Below are 24,907 nucleotides of genomic sequence, written 5' to 3' on the forward strand. Positions count from 1 at the left end.
GAAGAGCGCTTACAGATTGGCCGAACGCCACCAACTGTTGTGATCGCGGCGCAAAACCTCATGCGAAGGCATCCGGTAGAACACCAGATCAGAGCCGTTACCCGTATAGAAACCACTCTTGATCATCCGATACGGGAATTCGAGTGAATGCACCCGGTGCACCAACTTGCTCTGCTTGCCGGTTGGGTCCACTTCCAGCAAGGCCTCACGCAGGTGGTGCATGAACGAGTACGGGAGATCGCCGACAGCGCCATTGACGGGATCCGTCGCCAGCGCACCCAGACCCAACTCGACAAAGCACAGACCAGGAAAGCGGATGAACTTGGCCGGCTGGCTAGTGATACTGTCATAATACGTCTGCGGCTCCTGCGCGCTCACGACCAGACTGTTGATTGGCGTCAGGTCCTGGTACATGTGCAAGCCCGCATCCTTCTCCGGCAACGAGTCGGCCTGGCTCAAGCCGAGTGTCTGGCCGTAGGCGGTGCTCAGGTACAGTTTGCCCAAGGCGCTCACCGGAATGTGCTCGAGTACGCGATAGACCGAAATATAGACCGAGTTCTTCGGCGTGCCGTCCGGATGCGGAGTACAACGCTCGAACCCCTCGTCAATATTGAAGAATTCATGGCGGAAGTTGGGATCGACCTCGAAGAAGATCGCTTGCCCCTTGGACTTGTACCGGTGGCCGGTCGAGTAGTATTGCCCGAACTCCTCCGGGCCCAGCATGGAGGCGATCAACGCCTCGGGGATCAGCGAGAAGTAAAGATGTATCGTCATGGTTGCGTGCTTTCTCCAAGATGAGATTGTCGGGAAACGTACCCTCGTCGAAAAATTTGTAGGGTTCCGGTGGAGCAAAACGGCTTTTTCGGTTGCGGTCTGGATTCTATCGTTTTCGTTATGCGAGGTGTGGTTTAGTGAAGCCTGGACGTTGCGATAGCGCGCCACAGACTGCGCCGCGTTAATGAACGCATCCGGCGCAAGGCCGACATGGTCATGGGCACGACAATTGCTTTGTAGCACCCTTGACACGGATGATGCGGGCGGACTGGGCCCACTGGCGCGCGATCCGGAGAACAGCCAGGCGGGCGATCTACCATATTCGTTCCTGCAGCACCTGCGGGAAGCCTTGCTGGAACTCAGGCCAGGGTCGAAGCAGAACAAGCTCGTCCACCGCGTGCACTCGCTCGAGTTCCTCTATCGGATGGTCGAGACCGGCTTCTACCTGGGCATTGGTGGCCAACTGGTCCATTACCCGATGCTCTCGCAGGCCGTGCTGAGGAGGGATCACAGCAATTGGTGGCGCTAGGCCAATCTGTAGAACCATCGCCAACCCGTTGGGAACTCGCCCAGCCGCCCGCCCGGTCAAGGCCCGGCGGCGTGGATGGCAGCAAAGCCGGTAGCCACTGCCACCTGGGCGAGCTACCCCGACGCGCTTGTCAGCACCGCTTTGCCCTCCCAGCAGTGACGCTTTCTACCTTTCCCCTGGGCGATCGCTGCCGCGGCGACTGTGGCGGCTGTCAACCGATGACGGAAGCGAGCGTTACCTTCTCCATGTGTCGCAAACGTACTTCGACAGGAGAATAAAATGGGTAGCCTGAGCACCGAGTCATTTGACCAGTTCCTGGATTCACTTAAGCAGGCTGGTGTTGAAATCAGTAATGAGTGTGAACTGCGTGAGCGACTGGCCGAAGCTCAGCGCTGGCGCTTCGCTTTCGCCACGCTGGCGGCCAATGGGCGTCCGCTGGGAATTCGCTTCCAGGACAGCCGTAGTGGCGCGAACGAGGCCGACATCCATCTCGCCTTTACCCGCTTCCAGTTTCCTGCCAGCCTTGAATCGGCGTTTGCTGCCAGTCTGCGGGCCTCGCACTAAACACAAGGTTACCCATCGCGACTCTGGTGTATGTTCATGGCTGTTGAACGACCCCCATGGTGTGAGTCATAATGTCGCCATGAACGACTCTCCCCCCCTGGATCCGCGTCGCCGGCTCCGCGAACTTCTCACCATCCCTGAGCGTGATCGCACCGACGAGCAATGGGATGAAATCATCGAGCTTGAAATTACCCTCGCTCCGGGCAACCGTGAGTCCGAGCGTCCGTCGGACAGGCAGCCCGAACGGCAAGCAGAGAAGCGCCCTGGTACGCCTGGTATTGGCCGTCGCCCTGACCAACGCAAGACCGGACCAAGGCCAGCCCCCAGGCCCGACCCGCGGCCGCCTGCGGCCAGACCTGAAACGACGTCCGACGCGCAGCCTGATGTGCGCACTGCAAAAAGACATGTCCGTCGGCCACGGCGTCCGCCAGAGACCGGCGGAGAAGGTTGACCAGCCGCAGCCTCCAGGTTGAGGCCTGCTTCGCCGTGCCGTCAGCACCCACATCCCAGGCGATAAGGTCGCCATCCGGGATGTGCATCGCAGCGAGAACGTCCTGCGAGATGGTCGTCTGGCCCTTGGAGTTGCTATGGGAGGTAACATGCTCGGTGAGCCAGAATTCGTTACAACTGTGATCAGCAACCGGTCTCGGCTTGCAGCCACAGGCACTTGCCCTTGCTGACGTCCTCGATGGCGGTCAGCACCTGCTGGTGCTGCGCCAGCTCTTCCGGGCTGGCGCGCCTGACCTGCTGCGCTCGGCGCGGGCCTGTAGACGATACGGTTCCGGCCACATCGAGGCGCCCGCCGCTGTCGTCACCGAGGTCGATGATCAGACTTTCCTGACCGCGCGTCATCGCCAGATAGACTTCGGCGAGAATCTCCGCGTCGAGCAAGGCCCCATGCAAAGTGCGGTGCGAGTTGTCCACCCCGTAGCGCTCGCATAGCGCATTGAGGTTGTTCTTCTTGCCTGGATGCAAGTCCTTGGCCATGCGCAGCGTGTCGAGAACCCCGGGACAGACGGTGTCCATAGGCGCCATGTCGAGCAGCGCAAGTTCAGCGTTCAGGAAGCCAACGTCGAAGGCCGCGTTGTGGATCACCAGTTCGGCGCCACGGACAAACTCTAGAAACTCGGCGGCGATTTCAGCGAAGCGTGGCTTGTCGAGCAGGAACTCGCGGCTGATGCCGTGGACCGAAAGGGCACCGGCATCTATCTCCCGCTCCGGGTTCAGGTAGCGGTGGAAATGTCGGTGGGTCAAACGCCGGTTGCGCATCTCGACGCCAGCAATTTCGATGATGCGATGGCCGAATTTGTGCTCCAGGCCGGTTGTTTCAGTATCGAGAAAGATCTGGCGCACGCGCGTTTTCCCCTGGTTGAGGTTGATCCGGGCTGCGCTCAGCCCGGCTGGCTGCATCACGCACCGCTGCCCGCCAGCGCTCGCTCGCTGCGCTTGCGCTGCAGTTCGTCCATGCCACGATTGGCCAGGCCATCGGCGCGCTCGTTGCCGCTATGCCCGGCATGCCCCTTGACCCAGCACCACTTGATCTGGTGCTGCCCAGCAAGCTCATCCAGACGCTGCCAGAGGTCGGCGTTCTTCACCGGTCGCTTGTCCGAGGTGCGCCAGCCATTGCGTTTCCATTTGTGAATCCACTCGCTGATGCCTTTTTGCACGTACTGCGAATCGGTGTGCAGATGAACCGTCGCCGGCTTCTTGAGCGCCTCCAGCGCACGGATGGCGGCCGTCAGTTCCATCCTGTTGTTGGTGGTGTCGGCTTCGCCGCCCCACAGTTCCTTCTCATGCGCACCGGCCCGAAGAACAACGCCCCAGCCTCCGGGCCCGGGATTGCCACGACAGCCGCCGTCGGCATAGATGTTGACGATCGCTTCATCGTTCATGATCTTCCATTTCCTTCTGGCTGACGACTGACAAGGCCTTGCGGCGAGACGTTTGCTGCTTCCAGTTAGGCAGGATCAGGCGCATGCTATGCACCCGCTTGATCGCTCGCACCAGGTAAACGCCGCCGGCAAAGCTCCACCAGCGATCGCCAGAGGCTTCCATGAAACGCCAACGCTTCAGCCAGCGCTCATGACGGCAGGGCGGTGCGTAACAGCCGAAGCTGACGCGATCGACCTCGAAACCGAGCAGTTGCAACCAGTCCTTGAGACGGAGAAGCGACAGGTAGTGGCCGTTCCAGGGAAAGTCGCGAGGACAGTTGGGCAGGCGGCGGCGCAGGCCCCAGATCGAGAGCGGGTTGAAGCCGGTAATCAGCACTTCGCCTTCGGGAATCAAGACGCGCTCGACCTCGCGCAGGATCTGGTGCGGCTCGGCATGGAATTCAAGCACGTGCGCCATGACCACAACATCGATGCTGTGGGCCGCGAAGGGGATCTGACGCAGATCGCAGATGACATCCACATTGCCCGAATCATGCGCCACCTGGCGCAGAGGGATGCGGTTCTGGGCGAGCAGATCGCATTGCGGCAGACCAAGCTGGATCGCGTTGTAGCCGAACAGGTCGGCGACCGCGGCGTCGATCCTGGCCTGCTCCCAAGCCATGACGTAGCGCCCTTGCGGGGTTTGAAGCCAGGCGTCGAGGCCAGGGATTGACATTTTCCGCAGTTCTTCCACAATTCAACGATGTTCGACGTCATCCGGATTCCAGCCTTCAAGGATAACTACATCTGGTTGTTGCGCAAAGGCGCCACAGCCACTGTCGTTGATCCAGGCGATGCGTCTCCGGTACTCGAGGTGCTAGAACGCGAAGGCCTGTCGCTGACCGCCATTCTCATCACCCACCACCATGCCGATCATCAGGGTGGAGTGGCGAGTCTGCTGGCGCGCCATCCGGCCGAGGTGTTCGGCCCTGCGGCCGAGTCCATCACCGGCATCAGCCAGCCCTTGCGCGACGGAGCGACGGTCCGCATCACGTCCTGCGACGTCGAGTTTCAGGTGATCGAGGTTCCCGGCCACACCCGGGGACACATCGCGTATTATGGCTCAGGCTGCCTGTTCTGTGGCGATACCCTGTTCAGCGGCGGCTGTGGCCGTCTGTTCGAGGGGACCGCCGCCCAAATGGCCGCTTCGCTGGCCCGGCTGAGCGAGTTGCCGGATGAAACCGCCGTCTATTGTGCCCATGAATACACCGCGGCTAATTTGCGCTTTGCCCTGGCGGTCGAGCCTGGAAACCGCCGTCTGCAGGATCGGGTAAACGCGGTAGCGGCGGCTCGCGCCAAGGGCTGGGCGACGGTGCCGTCGACGATAGAACTCGAAAAGGCAAGCAACCCGTTCTTACGCTGTGATCAGCCGGAAGTGGCGGCGGCGGCCCGCCGCAGAGCGCCTGATGCGCGCGACGAAGTAGCCGTTTTTGCCGTGCTGCGGGAGTGGAAGAACAGCTTCTGACCCTGCGTTCAGGCCGCGTTCAGGCCTTTTCCCAGTTGTTCCGATGATGCACCCAGCGATCACCCAAGGCGGGAAGGGCATTGTCGTGCGATGTTCGTGCTAAATTCCGCCCTCCATCAGTCAGTTTGCGACCCGCTGCCATGAATGAAGCATCCGATCCTGCCAAGATCACAGCCTCCATGACGATCAGAAGACTCGCGCTTGGCGCCATACTCTTCGTGCTGGTCATCGGCGCATTCGGATTCTTTGCGCTGCCACAGATCGTCAAATCGACGCTGATTGACACGCTCTCCGAGGCTCTGCACCGGCCGGTGAGCGTCGAAAGCATCAGTATCAATCCCTACACACTATCGGCGCAGGTTGCCGGGCTCGCGATCCAGGAAAGAGGTCCTGGCGAGACAGGTGGTGGCGAGACGGTAGCCGGCTTTGACAGCCTCTTTTTTAATATCGAGTTGAGTTCGCTGTTCCATGGCGGGCCGGTGATCAGCGAACTGAAACTCGTCGGCCCGTCGTTCAGGATCGTCCGCCTGGCCGACGGGCGCTTCAACTTCTCTGATCTGATCGACGAATTCATGGCCAAGCCGGCTTCGGACGATCCGACACCGCCGTTTGCGCTCAACAACATCCAGATCAGCGGCGGCAAGATCGAATTCGACGATCGGGTGCTTGGCGAAAAACACCTCATCAGCGAGCTCAACATCGCGCTCCCGTTTGTCTCAAGCTTGCCCTCAGCAACCGAGATCTTCGTCGAGCCAGCGTTTTCAGCGTCGATCGACGGGTCGCCGCTGGTGATCAAGGGCAAGAGCAAGCCTTTCGCGAATTCACGAGAAAGCGAACTGGCATTTGATCTTCGTGATGTCCACCTGGGCAAATACCTCGACTACGCGCCGATGCGCTTGCCGGTCGAGGTGATTTCGGGCGCACTCGACACTGACTTGAAGTTAAGCTTTGGCCGGCACGAGAATCACGAGTCGGCGCTCAGTCTGTCGGGACGCGTCACGATCAGGGATCTCATGGTCAAGGACACCTCGGGCGCCCCCCTGCTCTCTTGGAAGCGCCTGGAGGTGCTTGTCGATACTCTCGATCCGCTCAGGCAAAAGGTCGTGATCGACCGGGTTGCCGTCGATTCGCCCGAGATTCATGCTCGCGTAAGCCGGCAGGGAACGATCAACTGGGTCGATTTCTTCAGCCGGGAAGCAGCTACCCGTGAGCCGTCAGCCACCGAAGTGAAAGCGAAGCCGGCGCCCGTTGATTGGTCTCTGGGCGAAGCGAAAATCAGTGGCGGTATCGTACGCTGGCTCGACGAGTCGCATGGCAAACCGTTCAATGCCAGCGTCGAAGGCATTGATCTCGATCTGAAAAAGCTTGACGGCAAGAGCGCTATTCCCGCCAAGTTCGAGGTGGCATGGCACCTGCAGGCGGGCGAATGGGCCAAGGTGGACGCTGTCTCGATCAAGGGAGGACGCCTCGACCTGGCCAGGCGCGAAGTCGCCATCGAACAGCTCACTGCACGTGCTGCGAAGCTCTTGCTCAGACGGGCTGCCAGCGGCGGCATCGAGTTTGTCGAGCCACCTGCGCTACGGATCGTCAAGGCCTCGCAGAAGGATTCTTCGCAACCCTGGAAGCTGACGGTCGCCAAATACCGTGCCGACGATGTGGGAATTCGCTTCGAGGATCACGCCGTATCACCGGCGGTGACGCACACGATTGAAGCCATGAGCGTTGAGGCGGACAATCTGTCCACTGAGCCCGGCCAGACGGCCAGGGTGTCGACTCGCTTCAGGCTCAATCGCACGGCCGACGTCGAGGTGGGAGGGAGCGTCAAGGTCTCGCCACTCGAGACCGACCTCAAGGTCGCCATCAAGTCTCTGGAGTTGCTGCCGCTGCAGCCTTACTTTACCGAGCGCCTGAACATCGAGGTGACCCGCGGGCAGCTTACGCTGAACGGCGGCGTCCAGTTGCGTCAGACGAGGCCCGGTGGCAGCGACGCCGACAAGCTGAGCGGGGGATTCTCCGGGCAAGTCACGCTTGGCGATTTTTATGCGGTCGACAAGATCAATTCTGCCGACTTCCTGAAGTGGAAATCTCTCTACCTTGGCCACCTCGACCTGCGCCTGAATCCGAATTCGGTGGCCATTGGCGAAATAGCTCTGACCGACTTCTTTGCCCGCGTGATCCTCAGTCGCGAGGGCAAGTTGAACCTGCTTCAGATTGTTCGTCAGGCCAACGCGGCGCCGGTGGCCGTGGTGCCGGCGGCCGTGGCAGCGAAGGCTCCCGAGCTGGCGGCTGTTGCCGGTGACGGCAAGTCTGTGGCACCGGTGCCTGCGGTCAGCAATCCGCTGCTGCCGGTAAACATCGGCAAGATCACCCTGCAGGGCGGCGACATCAGGTTCACGGACAACTTCGTCAAGCCGAACTATTCGGCGAATCTGAAGAAGGTCGGCGGAACCATCAGCGGGCTCTCGTCTGCGGCCGACAGCGTCGCCAGTCTTGAGCTACGCGGAAGTTACGACAACATAGCGCCGCTGAGCATCAAGGCCAGGCTTAACCCGCTGGCAGCCTCGCCCTTTCTGGACCTGGAGGCCGACATCAAGGGCATTGAATTGACTTCGCTGTCGCCGTACTCGGGCAAGTACGCCGGTTATGCAATCGAGAAAGGCAAGCTGTCGCTTTTCGTCAAGTACAAGATCGAGAACCACCAACTGACCGCCGAAAATCGAATTTTCCTCGATCAACTGACCTTTGGCGATCCGGTTGACAGCCCGGACGCCACCAAGCTGCCGGTGACCCTGGCCGTTGCCCTGCTCAGGAACCGCAATGGCGAGATCGACATCAACCTGCCGATCGCCGGTTCGCTCGACGATCCGGACTTCAGCGTCGGCGGGCTGGTCGTCAAGATGATCGTCAACCTGCTGGCCAAGGCAGTTACCGCACCCTTCGCCTTGCTGGGGTCGATGTTCGGCGGCGGCGAGGAACTGTCGAACATCGATTTCGACTTCGGGCAGGCGGTAATCACCCCGCCGGCGCAGCCGCGGCTGGAGAAGCTGGCCAAGGCCTTGCTTGACCGACCGGCGCTCAGACTCGAGATCGAGGGGCGTGCCGACCCCGAGGTCGACGCCGAGGGACTCAAGCGCGACCGCCTGGAGAGCAAGGTGCGGGCGCTGAAACGAGGGGATCTGACAAAGAAGGGCGTCGAAAACGGTGCGCTGGATGGCGAGCCCGTCGAGGTCAGCGCGAAGGAGTATCCGTCCCTGCTTGAGCGCGTCTATCGCGCCGAGAAGTTCCCGAAACCGCGCAACCTGGTGGGCATGGTCAAGGGGCTACCAGTCGAGGAAATGGAGAAACTGATCCTCGCCAATTCGGCGGTCGATGAAGAAGACCTGCGCGATCTGGCCGAGCGCCGGGGGAGAGGCGTGCGTGACTGGCTCGTCGCGCACGAGGTCCCGGGCGAGCGCCTGTTCATCCTGCCAGTGAAAGTCGGCAAGGCGGACGGCAAGTCGGAGCAGACCGAGCAGGCGAAGGGAAACCGGGTGCTTTTCTCTCTGAAATAGCGGCACCAGCCACCCGGCCGCCAGTCGGGCGGCCGTTTCCTGAAAGCAGCCACGCATGAATGAAGGCTTGTTGTACCTGCTGACCGTGCTCGGCCTGGTGACGGTGATCCTCCAGGTCGTCCTGCTCCTGCGCTCGGCGTTGGCGCGGGAGGTGGTGAGTGCGCGTTTCCGTGACCTGCAAGGCGGCATCGAGCGGCTCGAACGCGAGTTGCGTCAGGAACTGGCCTCGGGACGGCAGGAGGCGGCAAATGCTGCGCGCGGCGACCGCGACGAGCAATCGCTGTCCCTGAGCCGCCTGTCGCAGGCACTCGCTGCCCAGTTGGCCCAGCTCGGCAAGGTTCAGGCGCAGCAGCTCGAATCGTTTGCCCAACAACTGGCACGACTGACGAACAGCAATGAACAACGCTTCGAGCAGTTGCGCCTGGCACTCGAAGCACGGCTTGCTGCGATGCAGGCCGACAATGCGGCCAAGCTGGAAGAGATGCGCCGGACGGTCGATGAAAAACTGCACGCCACGCTAGAGCAGCGCCTTGGCGAGTCGTTCAAGCTGGTCAGTGACCGTCTCGAACAGGTGCATCGCGGTCTTGGCGAGATGCAGACGCTGGCCACCGGTGTCGGCGATCTGAAGAGGGTCCTGAGCAACGTCAAGATACGTGGCACCTGGGGCGAGGTCCAGTTGGCGACACTGCTCGATCAATTGCTGACCGCCGAGCAATACGCCAAGAACGTGGTGACACGGCCGAACGGGATCGAGCGCGTCGAGTTTGCCGTTCGTCTGCCCGGCCGCGAGATGGGCGACGCTGAACAGCGTCCGGTCTGGTTGCCAATTGACGCCAAGTTCCCGCTCGAAGACTATCAGCGCCTGCTCGAAGCGCAGGAACGAGCCGATCCGGCGGCGCTCGAACTGGCGGTCAAGGCGCTTGAGGGAAGGCTGCGCGATGAGGCGAGAAAGATTCACGACAAGTACGTCGAACCTCCCTACACGACAGACTTCGCGATCCTCTACCTGCCGACCGAAGGACTGTACGCCGAAGCCTTGCGTCGACCGGGGCTGGCCGACGCCTTGCAACGCGATTTCCGGATCTGCATCGCTGGACCGACGACGCTGTCAGCCCTGCTCAACAGTCTGCAGATGGGCTTCCGAACGCTGGCCATCGAGCGTCGATCGTCGGAAGTCTGGCTCGTTCTCGGCGCCATCAAGACCGAGTTCGGCAAGTTCGGTGAGGTTCTCGAGGCGACGCGCAGGAAGCTCGAGCAGGCCAGCCGGAGTATCGAATCGGCGGCCGTTCGAACGCGCCAGATCGAGCGCAAGCTGAAAAGCGTCGAAGCCCTGCCGGCGATCGAAGCCACTCGGCAACTGGGTGATCTCGGCGAGATCGCGCCGGCTGATGAGGAGGCATGAAGCACACGGCACTGGCAGACACGCTTAGAATGTTCCTTTCTGCGGGAGTAACGAAGTACGGTGAACAAACGTATTGGACGTTTCGAGATCATTCGCGAACTGGGTCGAGGGGCCCAGAGTGTCGTTTATCTCGCGCGAGATCCCCATTTGCAGAGGCAAGTGGCGATCAAGACGCTTCACTTCTCGCGACCTGACCCGCAACAGGATCGACGCTTGCTCGAAGAAGCGCGTCTGGTCAGCCAGTTGCGCCACCCGAGCATCGTGCCGATCTTCGAGGCCGGCGACGAGCAGGGCGATCTGTATCTCGTTTTCCAGTACGTGCCGGGCAAGAACCTTGCCGAATACCTGCAGCAGAGTGGTGCACTGACGCCGGCGAAAGCGATCGGCATCATGCAGCCGATCCTCGAAGCCATTTCGCACGCTCACGCCGCCGGAATCATTCATCGCGACCTCAAGCCGAGCAACATCCTGATCGACGACGATGGCGTCCCACGGGTGATGGATTTCGGCATCGCTACCCGCGCCGAGGGGGTGAGCAACGATGGCGGGCAACTGGTCGGCACGCCAGCGTACATGGCGCCGGAGTATATCTCGCAGCGCACGAGCAGCGAAAGCTCGGACGTTTTCTCCGCCGGCCTGGTTCTTTACGAGTTGCTGATCGGCCAGCGCGCGGTGCCCGGCAGTGACATCCAGCAGGTCATGCGGACGATCGCCGACGAGGACATCAGGCTGCCGCCAGAGGCCAGCCATACGCTCGACGAAAAGCTGGCTCATCTGCTCTACCAGGCGCTGGCCCGGGATCCGCAGAACCGCTACGCGTCAGCGGCGCAGATGCGCCAGGCCCTCGACGATTATCTGCAACCGGAAAGCCTGACCGCGCCCGCCGATGCGCGGCAAAGCACGATCGAGTTTCTGCTCCGGCGCATGCGGCACAAAAGCGATTTTCCGGCCCTGTCGGAGTCAGTAGGGGCGATCAACCGGATCACGGCCTCGGAGAATCAGAGTATTGCAGACGTGTCAAATACGATCCTCAAGGATTTTTCGCTGACCAACAAGATCCTGCGTATGGTCAATTCGGTTCACTACCGTCAGGCCGGTGGCGGGACCATCAGCACCGTATCGCGAGCAGTCGTGGTTCTTGGCCTCGACGCGGTGCGTAGTATTGCCATCACGGTGATGCTCTTCGAGCACCTGCAGAACAAGGACAATGCCAATCAGCTCAAGGACGAATTCCTGCGAGCCAATCTCGCCGGGGTGCTGGCCAGGGAGATCAGCAGCAAGGGCGCTACACGCGGGGACCTGGAGCAGGTGTTCATCTGTTCCATGTTTCACAATCTGGGTCGGCTGCTGAGCCAGTATTACTTCCCCGAAGAAAGCGCCGAGATCAGGCGCGTCGTGCTGCAGAAAGAATGCTCCGAAGAAGCTGCCGCGCTGCAGGTGCTTGGTCTTTCGTTCGAGGATCTGGGCATCGGCATTGCCGAGACCTGGGGTTTTCCGAAGCTGCTCGTCAATAGCATGCACAAACTGCCGGCGGGCAGTATCCGCCGCCCAGCCACTGCAGAAGATCGCCTGCGCATGGTCGCCTCGCTGTCCAACGAGCTGTGCACGGTGATCGTCGATAGCGCACCCGAACAGCAGCAGAAGGAACTGCAGCGCATCGTGACGCGTTTCGGCGACGTCATCCAGCTCGACGAGCAGGAACTGCGCAGAACCGTGGCGAGGTCGTTCGAGCAAGTGACGCAACTGGCCGGCACCATGCACATCAACCTGCAGCAGACGCGTCTCGGCAAGCAGATCAGGGTCTGGCGGGGCACGGCGACGGTCGGCGGCCCGGCCAGTGAGGCGAGAACGACGAAAGACGAGGCAGAGAACGGACTGGCAGGAACGGTCCTCTCCGATATCGCACCAGAGGCGGCAGCATGCGAACGTATCGCGGAAGGAGGCTATATCAGTCCGGTAGACGCTGAGGCAGCCAGCGAAGCGATCCTGATGGCCGGCATTCAGGACGTCAGCAATGCCCTGGTCAGTGAGTTCAAGGTCAATGACGTGCTGCGCATCATTGTGGAAACCATTTACCGCGCCAAAGGGTTCAAGCGCGTCATCCTGTGCATCCGTGACGGGCGCAGCAATACGATGCTGGGGCGTTTCGGCTTTGGTCCCGACGCCGCCGAGATCGCCAGGAGATTCAAGTTCTCACTGGTCTTCACGCCGGACATCTTTCATGCCGCCCTGACCAATGGCGTCGATATCCTGATCAGCGATACCAATGATCCAAAAATCACGACACGTATCCCGTTGTGGTTTCGCAAGGCGGTGACTGCGCAAACGTTCGTGGTCTTCCCACTGTGCATCAAGGGCAGCCCGCTGGCCATGATCTATGCCGACCGTGAACAGGCAGGCGAGATCGTGATTTCCGAAAAGGAGTTGTCGTTGCTGCGAACCTTGCGCAACCAGGCCGTACTGGCGGTCAAGCAGTCGATCTGACCGACCGCGCCAGCGGCACTGGCAGACGGCGAGTACGCCTGCCCGAGGTGGTTGTGGTCTGGACAGGCCGGGGAGCTGGTGCGCCAGGCGCTTACCAGAGCTTCCACCACGGTTCCTTGCGATCGAGTCCGCGAACGTAGTATTCACTGTCGGGATAATTCTTGCGCATGACGCGCTCGGCGTCGTCGCGCAGGTCGTCCAGGCCGAGCGCGTCGTAGGCCTTGACCATGATGAACAGAGCTTCTTCGGTCGCCGGCGCATTGGGATAGTTCTTCACCGCGTACTGGGCGCGGTTCGCTGCCGCCAGGTAGGCACCACGTTTCATGTAGTAGCGAGCGACGTGCAGTTCGAGCGAGGCCAGTGCATTGACCAGATACTTCATGCGCAGGATTGCATCGGGCGTGTATTTGCTGTTCGGGAAGCGCGTCACCAGTTCCTTGAACGAGTCAAACGATTCGCGCGCTCCCTTCGGGTCGCGTTCAGTCATGTCCTGGTTGCTGACGATGCCCATCAGCCCCAGATCCTCATTGAAGTTGATCAGCCCGCGCAGGTAATAGACGTAGTCCACATTCGGGTGGTTCGGGTGCAGCTTGATGAAGCGATCGCAGGCGGCGATTGCCGAGGCGGGCTCCAGATCCTTCCAGTAGGCATAGGCAATCTCTATCTGTGCCTGCTGGGCATAGCGGCCATAGGGATAGCGCGACTCTAGCTTCTCGAAGTACTTGATTGCCCTGGTGTAGGAGCCGTCGTTGAGAGCATCCTTGGCCTCGGCGTAGAGTTTGTTCGCCGACCAGCCGGCGGTTTCATCCTTTGCATCGGGTAAAAGGCCGCAGCCAGCGACGAGAGAGGCGACGATAAAGGCTGCGATAACCGCTAAACTACGCATGATGGAAAACCCACAGAAAAAGAAAGCACCGGCGGACGCGTCCATCGAGGACATCGGGCGCGTCGATTATAGCGCAAACCCCCGAATTGCCCTGAGCGTGCCCACCGATTGCGGCGGTCAACGTCTGGACCAGGTCCTCGCCCGCCTGCTGGAGCAGCATTCGCGTAGCCGTTTGCAGCACTGGATACGCGAGGGACGGGTGGCCGTCGAGGGTGCGATCACCGTTGAGCCACGCAGCAAGCTCTGGGGCGGCGAGACTATCGAAGTCGCCGAAGCACCCGATGAGCGGGCCGAATCGTCGGCTCCGGAAAACATCCCCTTGCAGGTCGTCTACGAGGATGACAGCCTGATCGTCATCGACAAGCCGGCCGGGCTGGTCGTCCATCCCGGTAGCGGCAACTGGCACGGGACCTTGCTCAATGCCCTCTTGTACCACGCACCACACCTCGACCGGGTGCCGCGTGCGGGAATTGTGCACCGACTCGACAAGGATACCAGCGGCCTGATGGTCGTCGCCAAGACGCTAGAGGCGCAGACCAATCTCGTGCGGCAGTTGCAGGCGCGCACCGTCAAGCGCTGTTATCAGGCGGTGGTACGGGGCATCATCGAGCGTGCGGGAACCGTCGATGCGCCGGTCGGCCGGCATCCCACCGTGCGCACCAGGATGGCCGTGGTGAACACCGGCAAACCGGCGCGCACGCACTATCGTGTGCTCGAGCATTTCGTCGCCTGCACGCTGATCGAATGCGCGCTGGAAACCGGCCGCACGCACCAGATTCGCGTGCATATGGCCTCGATCGACCATCCGCTGGTCGGCGACCCGACCTACGGTGCCGGCGTCAGCCGCGTGCCGCAGGGAGCACACTTCCCTCGCCAGGCGCTGCATGCCTGCCGCCTGGCGCTGGTACACCCGGTGACGGGTCGACCGTTGCTGTGGCGATCGGGCCTACCCGCTGACATGGCGGTGCTGATCACGACGCTGCGTGGCGAAGCCATGGCAGCGCGCTGCACTGAGGAAGAAGGCCGCAGCGAAGACGAAGACGATGACGATTGGGACGACGATCAGGAAGGTGGTCCGGAAATCATCTACGTCAGTGGCGACGATCCTGAGGATGACGATCTCGGTGAGCAGTAAGGACTGGATCAGACCCGACTGGCCCGCACCGCCAGGTGTCCGCAGCCTGATCACCACCCGTCACGGCGGCGTCAGTGGCGCGCCCTACGCCAGCCTCAATCTCGGCCTTCACGTCGGCGATGATCCGCTGGCGGTCGCCGAGAATCGTGCGCGGCTCAGGGCGCACCTGCCAGCGACGCCGCGCTGGCTGAATCAGGTGCACGGCACGACGGTGATCGATGCTGGCGATGCAGGCTTGCCACCGATCCCGGCCGCTGATGCTGCGTTTGCCAGCGGCCCCGGGGTCGTCTGTGCGGTGATGACGGCAGACTGCCTGCCGGTGCTTTTCTGCGACCGTTCGGGCAGCGTCGTCGCCGCCGCGCACGCCGGCTGGCGCGGCCTGCAGGCCGGCGTTCTCGAACGAACGGTCACCACCCTCGGTGTTCCCGGCCGAGAGGTGCTCGCCTATCTGGGGCCGGCCATCGGCGCGCAGGCCTTCGAGGTTGGCGACGACGTGCGAACGGCGTTCGTCGGCGCGCACGCGGCAGCGACAGCCGCTTTCAAACCCTTGCCCGATCCGGTACGGCCCGCCGGCCAGGACCGCCCCAACCGTCAGAGTCAGCGATCGGCGGACGGCTTCGGGAGGCCTTCGCGCAAGTGGCTGGCCGACATCACCCTGCTGGCACGGCAAGCGCTGGCCAGTGTCGGTGTTGATGCGATTTACGGCGGCGGATACTGCACGCTGCGGCAGGGGAGCCGTTTTTTCTCCTACCGCCGTGATGGGGTGACCGGACGAATGGCGTCGCTGATCTGGTTGTCGGCCGAGTAGTCAGTGGTCGGGCTTGTCCTCATCGCCAGCGACACTCGACTGCGCGGACTTGCGGGCAGCGCGACGACGGCGTCCCGGTCCGCCGAAGAGCCACAGGAGCAGCGAAATGGGCAGCAGGCCGTAGAAAAACAGGCTCAATAGCCCGGCGACGACGCTGGTCTCGGTCAGTGCCATCAACACGGTGACGTACAGCCAGGCGATGGCGACGATGTACATCAAGTAGCGAGAAGGGCGGGTCGCCAGCGAAACGCCGCTGGCGACCCGCCCCTCTCGAAGCGATTCGTTAGGTCGAGCAATCGTGGTTCCACCCCGTTTTTGGTCTTTTGCGTCTTGCTGTGATTAGCCGTATACCAACTGGCCGTACTGCCGGGTAGGCCTAGCCAATCGCGCCAACATTTTAGCCGATGTCCGGGTCACCACTCAACCCAATAAAATTGGCGTGGTTCACACCGTTGTCCGGCAGCGTTCGGGGCAGCCGCCAGCCAGTCAAATCAACGTCGCGCACGCGTGGTTGCGCTCATTCCGCGCGCAGCCACGGGGCCACACCACAGGTTTCTGCGTCGACGGGCTCGGAGGAGACACCACGGACGACGAACTTGAGATCTCGCATTTTTCTGTTGCGCTGGCGCTCAATGATTTCGCCGGCAAGGCAATTCGGTGGCGACCGCCCTCTTCCGGTGCGCACGATCGACCCTCGGCCCGCCTGTCACACACTTTTACATTGACAGCGCAGATGCTGCAATGCAGAATCGCGAGTCGGCGTGCTCAGCAAATGTTGAGATGTTGTAATCGTGGCGGTGCATGGCCGCCAAATTGTTTCAATCGTCAACGGGGAAAGGAAAGATCTATGACACAACGTGTTGCTCTGGTTACAGGTGCTATGGGTGGGATCGGTACCGCCATTTGCCAGGAACTGGCCAAGGCCGGTCACAAGGTAATTGCTGCCTACCATCCGGAGTTCGACAAACCGGACGAGTGGACAAAAGCGATGGCAGAAGCGGGTTTCAACGACTTCGTCTGTGTTGCCGGCGACGTTTCCGACTACGATGCCTGCGTCGCCCTCGTCGCAGAAGCCGAAGCCAAGACCGGTCCGATCGATATTCTGGTCAACAACGCCGGCATCACCCGTGACAAGATGTTCGGACGGATGGAACTGGCGCAGTGGAATGCCGTGATTTCAACCAACCTGGGCAGCCTTTTCAACATGACCAAGCAAGTCTCGGCGAAGATGGCCGAGCGCGGCTGGGGCCGGATCATCAACATCTCGTCGGTCAATGGCCTCAGGGGTCAGGCTGGCCAGACCAACTACTCGGCCGCCAAGGCGGGGGTCATTGGTTTCACCAAGGCTCTAGCCGCCGAACTGGCCGCCAAGAACGTGACAGTCAACGCCATCTGCCCCGGCTATGTCGCTACGCCGATGGTCATGGCGATCAAGCCGGAAATCCTGCAGGGCATCGTGGACACCGTCCCGATGAAGCGTCTGGCCAAGCCCGAAGAGATCGGTGGTGCCTGCGTGTATCTCGCTTCGGACATTGCCGGCTTCATGACCGGTTCGACGATGAACATCTGCGGTGGCCTGTACTATCAATAAGCGTATTTTTCGTTTCAGGGCAGTCCGGACAGGCTCCAGTAGGGGCCTGTTTTTTTTTGCTGGAGTATAATTGTGCTGCACCGCACCAATCAACACCAAAGAGATCTCGTCGAGTCATCCGTAAATGGAGGAATGGTCGTCATGCCCGAGCCGCTGCGACTGATCAAGAAATACCCGAATCGTCGTCTTTACGACACCAAGACCAGCGCCTACATCACCCTGAGCGATGTCAAGGATCTCGTCCTTGCGCGCGAAAACTTCAACGTGCTGGACGCCAAGACCGGCGAGGACATCACCCGCGCGATCCTTTTGCAGATCATCCTCGAGGAGGAAGCGGCCGGCGTGCCGCTGTTTACCACCGACCTGCTGGCGCAGATGATCCGCTTCTATGGTCACGCCATGCAAGGAATGCTCGGGAAGTATCTGGAGACCAACATCAAGTCGTTTGTCGACTTCCAGAAGAAGTTGCAGGATCAGTCGCAACTGCTCTACGGAGAAAGCAGCAGTCAGGCGCAGAACGACATGTGGTCCCAGTTCATGAATTTCCAGGGACCGGCGATGCAGACAATGATGAGCACCTATATGGAGCACAGCAAGAAGATGCTGCACCAGATGCAGGACCAACTGAAAACACAGACCCGCACCTTGTTCACCACCATCCAGATCCCCGGCTTTCCCACCGATCCGGTCAAGCCGCCCAAAGATGCCGAGAAGTAGGGGGGGCCACACGTAGCCCCCCCTCCGGGGCTAGCGGAGCAGCGCTATAAAAGTGGCCGCAATGATCGCCGAGGTGATCACACCACTGATGTTGGCCCCCAGCGCCTGTGGCAGGATGATCGCTCCGGCATTGGCCTCGCTGGCGATCTTCTGGACGACCTTGGCAGTGGTCGGTACGCAACTGACCCCCGCGATGCCGATCATCGGATTGTATTTGCCACCGGTCCAGAAATAGAGAATGTAACCTCCCAATATACCGCCCAAGGCAGAAATCGTCAGGGCCAGCATTCCCAGCAGGAGCAGCTTCAATACCGTCGGATCGAGCAAGGTATTGGCTTCGCAGAGAATGCCCAGCGTCAGCCCGAGAAAGAAGGTGGCGGCATAGAGGAAGACGTCGCCAAGAAGTTTGGTAAAGGCGTCGATGCCACTTTCACGCACCGCAACACCGAGAAAGAGCGAGAAGAACAGCGGGGCAGCGACCGGAAAGAGCAGGCACAGCAGCGTACAGGCGACCACCGCGAAAGTGAGCTTCTGCGATCGGCTGATCTTCGGGCCGCGATCGGCGATCATGCTGATCCCGCGAATATGTTTGGGTATCAGCCATTTGATTAGATAGGGATAAGCCCCATAGGTCAGGCCGAGATAGAGATAGCCGACGACGGTGATCGGCACGAACAGATCCCTGGCCAGCACCAACGAGGTAAACAGCACCATCGGCCCGTCAGCGCCGCCGATGGTGGCGACCGCGGCAGCCTGGCCCGGATTGAAATCCAGCCAGATGGCGATCGGGAAAACGGCGATGGTCCCCAGTTCGGCAAACAGCGCGATGAACATGCTCTGAAAGGGTCGCGCCATTACGTAACCCACGTCGAGCAGGACGCCGATGCCCATGAACACCAGACAGGCGATCAAACCGTTACTGAAGGTCAGCGTGTAGATCGGTTGCAGCCAGTCGATCTGCATGATGTTCATCAGCGCGATCGGATCGGAGATCAAGGGATCGACGAACAGCGTCCCCATCTTCTTGCCGTCGAGGAACATCACGCCGGCGTTGACCGACGACATGCCCAGCCCCATGGGGATCATCAGCAAGGGTTCAAGGACGTTCTTGGAGCCCAGATAAATCAGTAGGAAACCGAGCAACATCAGGAAGATGCGCCCGAACATGATCTTCGGCTCCGAGGCCACCAGCGTGGCGATACCCTGGAACAGATCGAGAAAATGAATGCCTTCCATACGCTTCAGTCCTCGCGCCAGGCGAGCATGTTCATTCGCCGGCGCATCGAATTGCAGACGACAGGAGCAAGCTCCCGCCTGTTGGCCCAGCTCAAGCGATGGTCACCAGTGGCTGACCACCCTCGACCGGATCTCCAGGGGCCACCAGCACACGCGTCACCTGGCCGGCGCGAGTGGCCATGACCGGGCTTTTCATCTTCATGGCTTCGAGGACCAGGAGGCGATCGCCGACCGCTACCGCCTGGCCGACCTTGACGCACACCTCGACGACGACGCCACCCATCCCGGCAAGCTCGTCACCGGCTCCGGCCGCCGCCGCAGCGGCGGGTCGCGGTGCAGCGGCGGCTGCCGCCGGGGCGGCACTGGTCGCGCTACCCGCGCTAGCCACCGCCATGGCCGCAGTGGGGGTGGGGAATTGCGCCGCCTGTCCGGCCGTGAGTTCGAGAACGCTGACGTCGTACTCGCGTCCGTTCACTGTAACCTTGAATTGTCTGGGCATCTGTTGCTCCTTTTATCTGGGGCCTCGGCCCGTGGGCCCCGGCGTATGGGAATGCTGGGAGGCGCGAGCGCCGGCTGCCCAGCCATGACTGGTTGGTGCAATGTGCAGGATGTGGTGCGCCCCGATGGCGGCGTAAATCGCCGCCGACAGCGCGGCAACGTCCTCATCGGGAACTCCGGGGCCAATCGGGCAGACCGTTCCGGTCGGCATATCGAGCGGTTTAGTCTTCTCCATCCGGCCGGTCGCCGAGACCATCACCTTGATCAGCACAGCGACCAGCACCGAGATGACGATGGCAATGCCGTAGACTTTCAGCGACATGAAAATGGCGTCAGTCACCATGGGATATGTTCCTTCCGTTGCTGATTACATGGGGATGTTGCCGTGCTTCTTCGCCGGCCTGAGCTCACGCTTGTCGAGGACCTTGCGCAGCGCGAGGGCGACCGTCCAGCGCGTGTCCTGCGGTTCGATGACGTCGGTAATGTAGAAATTGCTCGCCGACACATAAGGCGACGCGAACTCGTCACGATACTTCTGCGCCAGTTCCGCGGCCTTGGCCTGGCGATCCTCGGCCTGTTCGAGTTCCTTGCGATAGAGGATCTTGACGGCAGCCTCGGCGCCCATGACCGCGATTTCGGCGGTTGGCCAGGCGTAGACCATGTCGGCGCCCATTTCCTGGCTGCACATGGCGAGATACGAGCCACCATAGGCCTTGCGCAGGATGACTGTGATCTTCGGTGCGGTGCACGAGCCGTAAGCAAAGAGCATTTTCGCGCCATGGCGAATGATGCCGCTGCGTTCCTGCTCGACCCCGGGCAGGAAACCCGGCACATCGACCAGAGTGACCACCGGGACGTTGAAGATATTGCACGTCCGTACGAAGCGGGCCACCTTGTCGGCTGCATTGAGGTCGAGCGCGCCAGCCATCACCATCGGCTGGTTGGCGACGATGCCGACGACGACACCGCTGATGCGGGCAAAGCCGACGATTACGTTGCGCGCAAAGCCGGCATGTACCTCAAGCAGTTCGCCATGGTCTACCAGCCGACGAATGACGGCGTACATGTCGAGCGGCTCGGATGGGCTGTCGGGAATACAGTCGTTGATTCCCGGGTCTTCCATTTCCTCGATCGGGACGGCGAGATTGTGCGGCGGATCCTCGGTATTGTTGGCCGGCAGATAAGACAGGAGTTGCTTGACCAGCCCAATCGCTTGCTGGTCATCTTCGGCCACGAAGTGCGCGTTGCCGCTGACCGTCGAATGCATCTCGGCACCGCCGACTTCCGCCATCGTCGTCGCGCGACCGGTCACCGCCTTGATTACCTCCGGGCCGGTCAGGAACATGTGCGCGTTATGGCGCGTCATGATCACGAAGTCCATCAGCGCCGGCGAGTAGGCAGCACCGCCCGCACAGGGACCACAGATCACGGCGATCTGCGGGACCACACCCGAGAGCAGGACATTAGCGTAGAAGACGTCGCCGTAGCCGGAGAGCGCGTCGACTCCTTCCTGAATGCGCGCGCCACCCGAATCCTTGAAGGCCACCAGCGGTACGCCGATCTTGAGCGCGTGGCGCATGATCCGCGCGATCTTCCGAGCCTGCATCTTGCCCAGCGTGCCGGCGAGAACGCTGAAATCCTGGCTGAAAGAGGCCACCTGAGTGTTTCCCACGTAGCCATTGCCGACGATCACGCCGTCAGCGGGCAGCGAGCGCCCGGCCATGCCGAACGAGGTCGCACTGTGTGAGGCATGCAGCCCGAGCTCCTGAAAGGTACCCTCCTCGAACAGCGTGTCGAGTCGCTCTCGAGCCGACAACAGGCCCTTGGCGTGCAGCGCCTCCAGCTTCTCTGGACTGACGTTTTCAGTCAGCTTCGCGCGCTTGGCGCGCAGCTTGTCGATCAATTCCGGTCGTATCGTCATCTGGATTCCTGACAGGTGGCTTTGGTTGAACTAATTCTCATTATCGTCGCAGCGGGCGGCTGGCGACCTTCCGGCAGCGTAGTATCCATATTTTCTGGGGTGTTGGCTACTCCGTTGAGAAATTTATTTGGCAGCGCTGTAGGCGTACAATGCGCGCTTATCGGGCTTCGCCGACGCAGATTTGGGGCGCGCCGACTTGCGCATACTGAGTGAGCACGTGCCATGCACAAAAAGAAAAAGCCCTCAAGGATGAGGGCTTATCTTGGCGCTTGTTTTTATCTGGTGCCCAAGAGAGGAATCGAACCTCCACGGTGTTGCCACCACTAGGACCTGAACCTAGCGCGTCTACCAATTTCGCCACCTGGGCATTTCCAGCGAAGGCCGAATTCTATAGGAACATGAAGAAATGTCAATAAATAAGCTATCGGCCGTCAGACGCCGCGACCCCTGTCTTGAGCGTGAATTGAAGAGATACGAACAGCCGCTGCCGTCGCGCGAATACATCCTGCAAACCCTGGAGGAGCAGGGCAAGCCGGTCAGCTTCGACGCCCTGGCTAGCCTGCTGGACATCCAGAAGCCCGAGTTGGACGCTTTTCAGCGCCGCCTGCGGGCAATGGAACGTGAAGCCCAGTTGCTGCGCACGCGCAAAGACTCGTACATTCTGCCCGAACGCGCCAGCCTGATTGCCGGGCGGGTCGAGGGGCACCCCGATGGCTATGGCTTCCTGGTAGCCGATGACGGCAGCGACGATCTGTTTCTCGAAGCCCGGCAGATGTCCAAGGTCCTGCATCGTGACCGTGCCCTGGTACGCGTCGTCGGAATCGACCGCCGGGGGCGTCGTGAGGCGGTCATCGTCGAAGTTCTCGAACGGGCCAACAGCAGGGTCGTCGGCCGCGTCCTGGTCGAACATGGCATTACCCTGGTCGTACCCGAGAACCGGCGCATCAATCAGGATATCCTGGTGGCCCCGGACGGCACCAGCCATGCCAGGTCAGGTGAGGTGGTGATGGTCGAGATCATCGAGCAGCCGGACCGGCATGCGAAGCCGATCGGCCGCATCGTCGAGGTGCTCGGCAATTACGCTGACCCCGGCATGGAAATCGAGATCGCGCTGCGCAAGCACGAACTGCCTTTCGAGTTCTCGTCCGCCGCGCTGGCCGAAGCCGCAGCGCTGCCCGACACGCTGGCGCCGTCCGAATGGGAAGGCCGCACCGACTTGCGGGGCCTGCCACTGGTGACCATCGACGGCGAAACGGCGAGAGACTTCGATGACGCGGTTTTCGCCGAGAAAAAGGGGCGTGGCTGGCGACTGGTGGTGGCGATTGCCGACGTCAGTCACTATGTGCAGCCGGGAAGCGCACTCGATCGCGAGGCAGGCGAGCGCGGCAACTCGATCTATTTCCCGCGCCGGGTCATTCCCATGTTGCCGGAAAAGCTCTCCAACGGCCTGTGTTCGCTGAATCCCGACGTCGATCGCCTGGCCATGGTCTGCGACATGGACATCGATCAGAGCGGCGAAGTCACCGATTACCGTTTCTATCAGGCGGTCTTCCGCTCGCAGGCGCGTCTGACCTACGATCAGGTCTGGAACTGGCTCGCCGGCACGGCGCAGCCGGACAATGATCGGGACCTCCGCCTGCAGCCGCACCTGAAGACGCTCTACGCCCTCTTTCAGGTCTTGAGCCAGGCGCGCGACAAGCGCGGCGCCATCGATTTCGAAACGATCGAGACGATGATGGTGTTCAACGAACAGGGCAAGATCGAGAAGATCGTCCCCACCTACCGCAACGACGCGCACCGCCTGATCGAGGAGTGCATGCTGGCCGCCAATGTGTGCGCCTCGGCGTTTCTCCAGGCGAATCGGCAGCCGTGCCTGTTCCGGATTCACGAAGGCCCGACGCTGGAGAAGCTCGATGCCCTGCGCAACTTCCTCAAGGAGTTCGGCCTGGGCATGGGCGGCGGTGACGACCCGACGGCGAGCGACTATGCCGCTTTGCTGGACAGCATCAAGGACCGCCCGGATGCCCAGTTGCTGCAGACGGTGATGCTTCGCTCACTGCGCCAGGCGGTGTACAGCCCGGATAACGTCGGCCATTTCGGACTCTCGTATGAACATTACACGCACTTCACCTCGCCAATACGACGCTACCCCGACCTCCTGGTCCATCGCTCGATCAAGGCGCTGCTGACCGCGAGCCGCTACTCGCCAGGCCAATGGGACGATATCGGCCTGCACTGCTCGATGACCGAACGACGTGCCGACGAGGCGACGCGCGACGTGACCAACTGGCTGAAGTGTTACTACATGCGCGACCGAATCGGCGAGGAGTTTGCCGGCACGATTGCGGCAGTGGTCCCCTTTGGCGTCTTTGTCGCGCTCGACGACGTCTATGTCGAGGGTCTGGTGCATGTCTCGGAACTCGGCGAAGACTATTTCAAGTACGACGGCGTCAAGCACCAGATGCTGGGCGAGCGGAGCGCCAAACGCTTCCGCCTCGGCGACCGCCTGAACGTGAAACTGGTCAAGGCGGATCTCGAAACCGGACGAATCGACTTCGTCCCCGCCGAATCGACGTAAACCGGGACGCGGCTGCACGTCGAGCAGTCGCGCCGGTCAAGCGATGCGTTACGCCACAGTGACTTTCCTCTGGTAAGCTTCGGCACTCACGACCGACACCCTCCACACTCCGCAATTGGCGGAGCAACCAGAATGCACAATGCATCATGAGTGATCATCGCTATACGTCGGCGGACATTGCCGTTATCGAGCGGGTGATCCGCGAGCGGCGCGATATTCGGCACTTCGTTCCCGGACAACTGCCCGCCGGCCTGCTTGGCCGCCTGCTCGACGCGGCCCATCTCGGCCCGTCGGTGGGCTACATGCAGCCGTGGCGCTTCATACGCGTCGTCAGCAGCGAAACGCGCGAGTCCTTGTGGCGTCTCGTCGATAGTGAGCGGGAGGCAACCGCCGCCAGCCTGCCAACACGCGCGGCAGACTTCCTCAAACTGAAGATCGACGGCATTCGCGAGGCCGCCGAAGTGCTGGTGGTGGCGCTGATGCCGGGCCGCGAAGCGCACATCTTCGGCCGCCGGACGCTGCCTGAAATGGATCTGGCGTCAACCGCCTGCGCGATCCAGAATATGTGGCTGCTGGCCCGCGCCGAGGGCATTGGTCTCGGCTGGGTGTCGTTCTTCGACCCCGATGCGGTCGGCGTCTTGCTGGAGATGCCGCCTGGCAGCCGCGCAATAGCCATTCTCTGCCTCGGTCCGGTCGCCGAGTTTCCGGCCGCTCCGGTCCTCGAATCGCAGGGCTGGGGCCATCGCTTGCCGATGCACGAAGTTCTCTTCGAGGATCGCTGGCGGGCGGGCGCCGTGGGGACGCCAACCGCTTACTGACCTCGGCGGCGAAAGAACC

The 24,907-nt window shown here is 61.4% G+C and carries 22 protein-coding genes and 1 tRNA gene; 12 read left to right on the plus strand and 11 right to left on the minus strand.

The features are described 5' to 3' along the window. Positions 1-9 precede the first annotated feature (9 nt). A complete protein-coding gene (locus ACCAA_RS10925) occupies positions 10-774 on the minus strand; it encodes a hypothetical protein (RefSeq protein WP_186407276.1) in 765 nt (254 codons plus the stop codon). 229 nt (positions 775-1,003) lie between these two features. Here ACCAA_RS10925 and ACCAA_RS10930 point away from each other — a divergent pair, with 229 nt between their 5' ends. Continuing rightward, on the plus strand, positions 1,004-1,303 hold the full coding sequence (locus ACCAA_RS10930) for a hypothetical protein (protein ID WP_186407277.1): 300 nt from the start codon (positions 1,004-1,006) through the stop codon (positions 1,301-1,303). Between the two features lie 279 nt (positions 1,304-1,582). Then, a complete protein-coding gene (locus tag ACCAA_RS10935) occupies positions 1,583-1,867 on the plus strand; it encodes a hypothetical protein (RefSeq protein WP_186407278.1) in 285 nt (94 codons plus the stop codon). A 633-nt stretch (positions 1,868-2,500) separates the two neighbouring features. Here ACCAA_RS10935 and dnaQ read toward each other — a convergent pair. The 3 genes from dnaQ to ACCAA_RS10950 are packed head-to-tail and all read right to left on the minus strand — an operon-like array spanning position 2,501 to position 4,474. Further along, on the minus strand, positions 2,501-3,220 hold the full coding sequence (gene dnaQ, locus ACCAA_RS10940; protein WP_186407358.1) for a DNA polymerase III subunit epsilon: 720 nt from the start codon (positions 3,218-3,220) through the stop codon (positions 2,501-2,503). A 56-nt stretch (positions 3,221-3,276) separates the two neighbouring features. Beyond that, complete coding sequence (gene rnhA, locus ACCAA_RS10945; protein ID WP_186407279.1) at positions 3,277-3,759, minus strand: ribonuclease HI; 483 nt, start codon at positions 3,757-3,759, stop codon at positions 3,277-3,279. Further along, positions 3,749-4,474, minus strand: a complete 726-nt coding sequence (locus ACCAA_RS10950; protein WP_186407280.1) for a class I SAM-dependent methyltransferase — start codon at positions 4,472-4,474, stop codon at positions 3,749-3,751. Before ACCAA_RS10950 ends, rnhA begins: the two co-directional genes overlap by 11 nt. A 27-nt stretch (positions 4,475-4,501) precedes the next feature. On the opposite strand from ACCAA_RS10950, the gene gloB reads away from it, so the two are divergent. From gloB to ACCAA_RS10970, 4 genes are all read left to right on the plus strand, one after another. Further along, a complete protein-coding gene (gloB, locus tag ACCAA_RS10955) occupies positions 4,502-5,263 on the plus strand; it encodes a hydroxyacylglutathione hydrolase (RefSeq protein WP_186407281.1) in 762 nt (253 codons plus the stop codon). Positions 5,264-5,403: 140 nt separating this feature from the next. Then, positions 5,404-8,814: a DUF748 domain-containing protein gene (locus ACCAA_RS10960; protein WP_483771141.1), complete on the plus strand. Its 3,411-nt coding sequence runs from the start codon at positions 5,404-5,406 to the stop codon at positions 8,812-8,814. Positions 8,815-8,869: 55 nt separating this feature from the next. Further along, the gene (locus tag ACCAA_RS10965; protein WP_186407283.1) at positions 8,870-10,216 is read left to right on the plus strand and encodes a DNA recombination protein RmuC; all 1,347 of its coding nucleotides are present in this window, start codon (positions 8,870-8,872) and stop codon (positions 10,214-10,216) included. A 60-nt stretch (positions 10,217-10,276) separates the two neighbouring features. Further along, positions 10,277-12,700: a serine/threonine protein kinase gene (locus ACCAA_RS10970; RefSeq protein WP_186407284.1), complete on the plus strand. Its 2,424-nt coding sequence runs from the start codon at positions 10,277-10,279 to the stop codon at positions 12,698-12,700. Positions 12,701-12,791: 91 nt separating this feature from the next. On the opposite strand, the gene ACCAA_RS10975 is transcribed toward ACCAA_RS10970, so the two are convergent. Continuing rightward, on the minus strand, positions 12,792-13,586 hold the full coding sequence (locus tag ACCAA_RS10975) for an outer membrane protein assembly factor BamD (RefSeq protein ID WP_186407285.1): 795 nt from the start codon (positions 13,584-13,586) through the stop codon (positions 12,792-12,794). A 1-nt stretch (position 13,587) separates the two neighbouring features. Here ACCAA_RS10975 and rluD point away from each other — a divergent pair, with 1 nt between their 5' ends. Together rluD and pgeF are read left to right on the plus strand one after the other, a co-directional pair. Beyond that, entirely contained in the window at positions 13,588-14,721 is a 1,134-nt protein-coding gene (rluD, locus tag ACCAA_RS10980; RefSeq protein WP_186407359.1) for a 23S rRNA pseudouridine(1911/1915/1917) synthase RluD, read from the plus strand. Next, positions 14,699-15,529 carry a peptidoglycan editing factor PgeF gene (gene pgeF, locus ACCAA_RS10985; RefSeq protein ID WP_186407286.1) on the plus strand — a complete coding sequence of 277 codons (831 nt, stop codon included), beginning with the start codon at positions 14,699-14,701 and terminating at the stop codon, positions 15,527-15,529. Before rluD ends, pgeF begins: the two co-directional genes overlap by 23 nt. On the opposite strand, the gene ACCAA_RS10990 is transcribed toward pgeF, so the two are convergent. Beyond that, a complete protein-coding gene (locus ACCAA_RS10990; RefSeq protein ID WP_186407287.1) occupies positions 15,530-15,745 on the minus strand; it encodes a hypothetical protein in 216 nt (71 codons plus the stop codon). A 631-nt stretch (positions 15,746-16,376) separates the two neighbouring features. Between ACCAA_RS10990 and phbB the strand changes: the two genes are divergently transcribed. After that, on the plus strand, positions 16,377-17,120 hold the full coding sequence (gene phbB / locus ACCAA_RS10995; protein WP_186407288.1) for an acetoacetyl-CoA reductase: 744 nt from the start codon (positions 16,377-16,379) through the stop codon (positions 17,118-17,120). A 141-nt stretch (positions 17,121-17,261) separates the two neighbouring features. Then, positions 17,262-17,837: a polyhydroxyalkanoate synthesis repressor PhaR gene (gene phaR, locus ACCAA_RS11000; RefSeq protein WP_186407289.1), complete on the plus strand. Its 576-nt coding sequence runs from the start codon at positions 17,262-17,264 to the stop codon at positions 17,835-17,837. A 30-nt stretch (positions 17,838-17,867) separates the two neighbouring features. Here phaR and ACCAA_RS11005 read toward each other — a convergent pair whose 3' ends face one another. From ACCAA_RS11005 to ACCAA_RS11025, 5 genes are all read right to left on the minus strand, one after another. After that, positions 17,868-19,073, minus strand: coding sequence for a sodium ion-translocating decarboxylase subunit beta (locus ACCAA_RS11005; RefSeq protein WP_186407290.1), 1,206 nt, complete (start codon positions 19,071-19,073; stop codon positions 17,868-17,870). Positions 19,074-19,164: 91 nt separating this feature from the next. Next, entirely contained in the window at positions 19,165-19,572 is a 408-nt protein-coding gene (locus tag ACCAA_RS11010) for an acyl-CoA carboxylase biotin carboxyl carrier protein subunit (protein WP_186407291.1), read from the minus strand. A gap of 12 nt (positions 19,573-19,584) precedes the next feature. Continuing rightward, positions 19,585-19,914 carry a hypothetical protein gene (locus ACCAA_RS11015; protein WP_186407292.1) on the minus strand — a complete coding sequence of 110 codons (330 nt, stop codon included), beginning with the start codon at positions 19,912-19,914 and terminating at the stop codon, positions 19,585-19,587. Positions 19,915-19,938: 24 nt separating this feature from the next. Continuing rightward, positions 19,939-21,492: an acyl-CoA carboxylase subunit beta gene (locus ACCAA_RS11020; RefSeq protein ID WP_186407293.1), complete on the minus strand. Its 1,554-nt coding sequence runs from the start codon at positions 21,490-21,492 to the stop codon at positions 19,939-19,941. A 280-nt stretch (positions 21,493-21,772) separates the two neighbouring features. Continuing rightward, positions 21,773-21,859: transfer RNA gene (locus tag ACCAA_RS11025), tRNA-Leu, on the minus strand. Positions 21,860-21,898: 39 nt separating this feature from the next. On the opposite strand from ACCAA_RS11025, the gene rnr reads away from it, so the two are divergent. Further along, entirely contained in the window at positions 21,899-24,070 is a 2,172-nt protein-coding gene (rnr, locus tag ACCAA_RS11030; protein WP_186407294.1) for a ribonuclease R, read from the plus strand. A gap of 146 nt (positions 24,071-24,216) precedes the next feature. After that, positions 24,217-24,888 carry a 5,6-dimethylbenzimidazole synthase gene (gene bluB / locus ACCAA_RS11035; protein WP_186407295.1) on the plus strand — a complete coding sequence of 224 codons (672 nt, stop codon included), beginning with the start codon at positions 24,217-24,219 and terminating at the stop codon, positions 24,886-24,888. Positions 24,889-24,907 lie beyond the last annotated feature (19 nt).

The sequence above is a fragment of the Candidatus Accumulibacter aalborgensis genome (assembly GCF_900089955.1).
Classification (GTDB): Bacteria; Pseudomonadota; Gammaproteobacteria; order Burkholderiales; family Rhodocyclaceae; genus Accumulibacter; species Accumulibacter aalborgensis.

Coding starts and splice junctions, on each gene's coding strand:
- ACCAA_RS10925 (WP_186407276.1), bottom strand. CDS start 774: ATGACGATACATCTTTACTTCTCGCTGATCCCCGAGGCGTTGATCGCC.
- ACCAA_RS10935 (WP_186407278.1), top strand. CDS start 1,583: ATGGGTAGCCTGAGCACCGAGTCATTTGACCAGTTCCTGGATTCACTT.
- rnhA (WP_186407279.1), bottom strand. CDS start 3,759: ATGAACGATGAAGCGATCGTCAACATCTATGCCGACGGCGGCTGTCGT.
- ACCAA_RS10950 (WP_186407280.1), bottom strand. CDS start 4,474: ATGTCAATCCCTGGCCTCGACGCCTGGCTTCAAACCCCGCAAGGGCGC.
- gloB (WP_186407281.1), top strand. CDS start 4,502: ATGTTCGACGTCATCCGGATTCCAGCCTTCAAGGATAACTACATCTGG.
- ACCAA_RS10960 (WP_483771141.1), top strand. CDS start 5,404: ATGAATGAAGCATCCGATCCTGCCAAGATCACAGCCTCCATGACGATC.
- ACCAA_RS10965 (WP_186407283.1), top strand. CDS start 8,870: ATGAATGAAGGCTTGTTGTACCTGCTGACCGTGCTCGGCCTGGTGACG.
- ACCAA_RS10975 (WP_186407285.1), bottom strand. CDS start 13,586: ATGCGTAGTTTAGCGGTTATCGCAGCCTTTATCGTCGCCTCTCTCGTC.
- rluD (WP_186407359.1), top strand. CDS start 13,588: ATGGAAAACCCACAGAAAAAGAAAGCACCGGCGGACGCGTCCATCGAG.
- pgeF (WP_186407286.1), top strand. CDS start 14,699: ATGACGATCTCGGTGAGCAGTAAGGACTGGATCAGACCCGACTGGCCC.
- ACCAA_RS10990 (WP_186407287.1), bottom strand. CDS start 15,745: ATGTACATCGTCGCCATCGCCTGGCTGTACGTCACCGTGTTGATGGCA.
- phbB (WP_186407288.1), top strand. CDS start 16,377: ATGACACAACGTGTTGCTCTGGTTACAGGTGCTATGGGTGGGATCGGT.
- phaR (WP_186407289.1), top strand. CDS start 17,262: ATGCCCGAGCCGCTGCGACTGATCAAGAAATACCCGAATCGTCGTCTT.
- ACCAA_RS11005 (WP_186407290.1), bottom strand. CDS start 19,073: ATGGAAGGCATTCATTTTCTCGATCTGTTCCAGGGTATCGCCACGCTG.
- ACCAA_RS11010 (WP_186407291.1), bottom strand. CDS start 19,572: ATGCCCAGACAATTCAAGGTTACAGTGAACGGACGCGAGTACGACGTC.
- ACCAA_RS11015 (WP_186407292.1), bottom strand. CDS start 19,914: ATGGTGACTGACGCCATTTTCATGTCGCTGAAAGTCTACGGCATTGCC.
- ACCAA_RS11020 (WP_186407293.1), bottom strand. CDS start 21,492: ATGACGATACGACCGGAATTGATCGACAAGCTGCGCGCCAAGCGCGCG.
- rnr (WP_186407294.1), top strand. CDS start 21,899: ATGTCAATAAATAAGCTATCGGCCGTCAGACGCCGCGACCCCTGTCTT.
- bluB (WP_186407295.1), top strand. CDS start 24,217: ATGAGTGATCATCGCTATACGTCGGCGGACATTGCCGTTATCGAGCGG.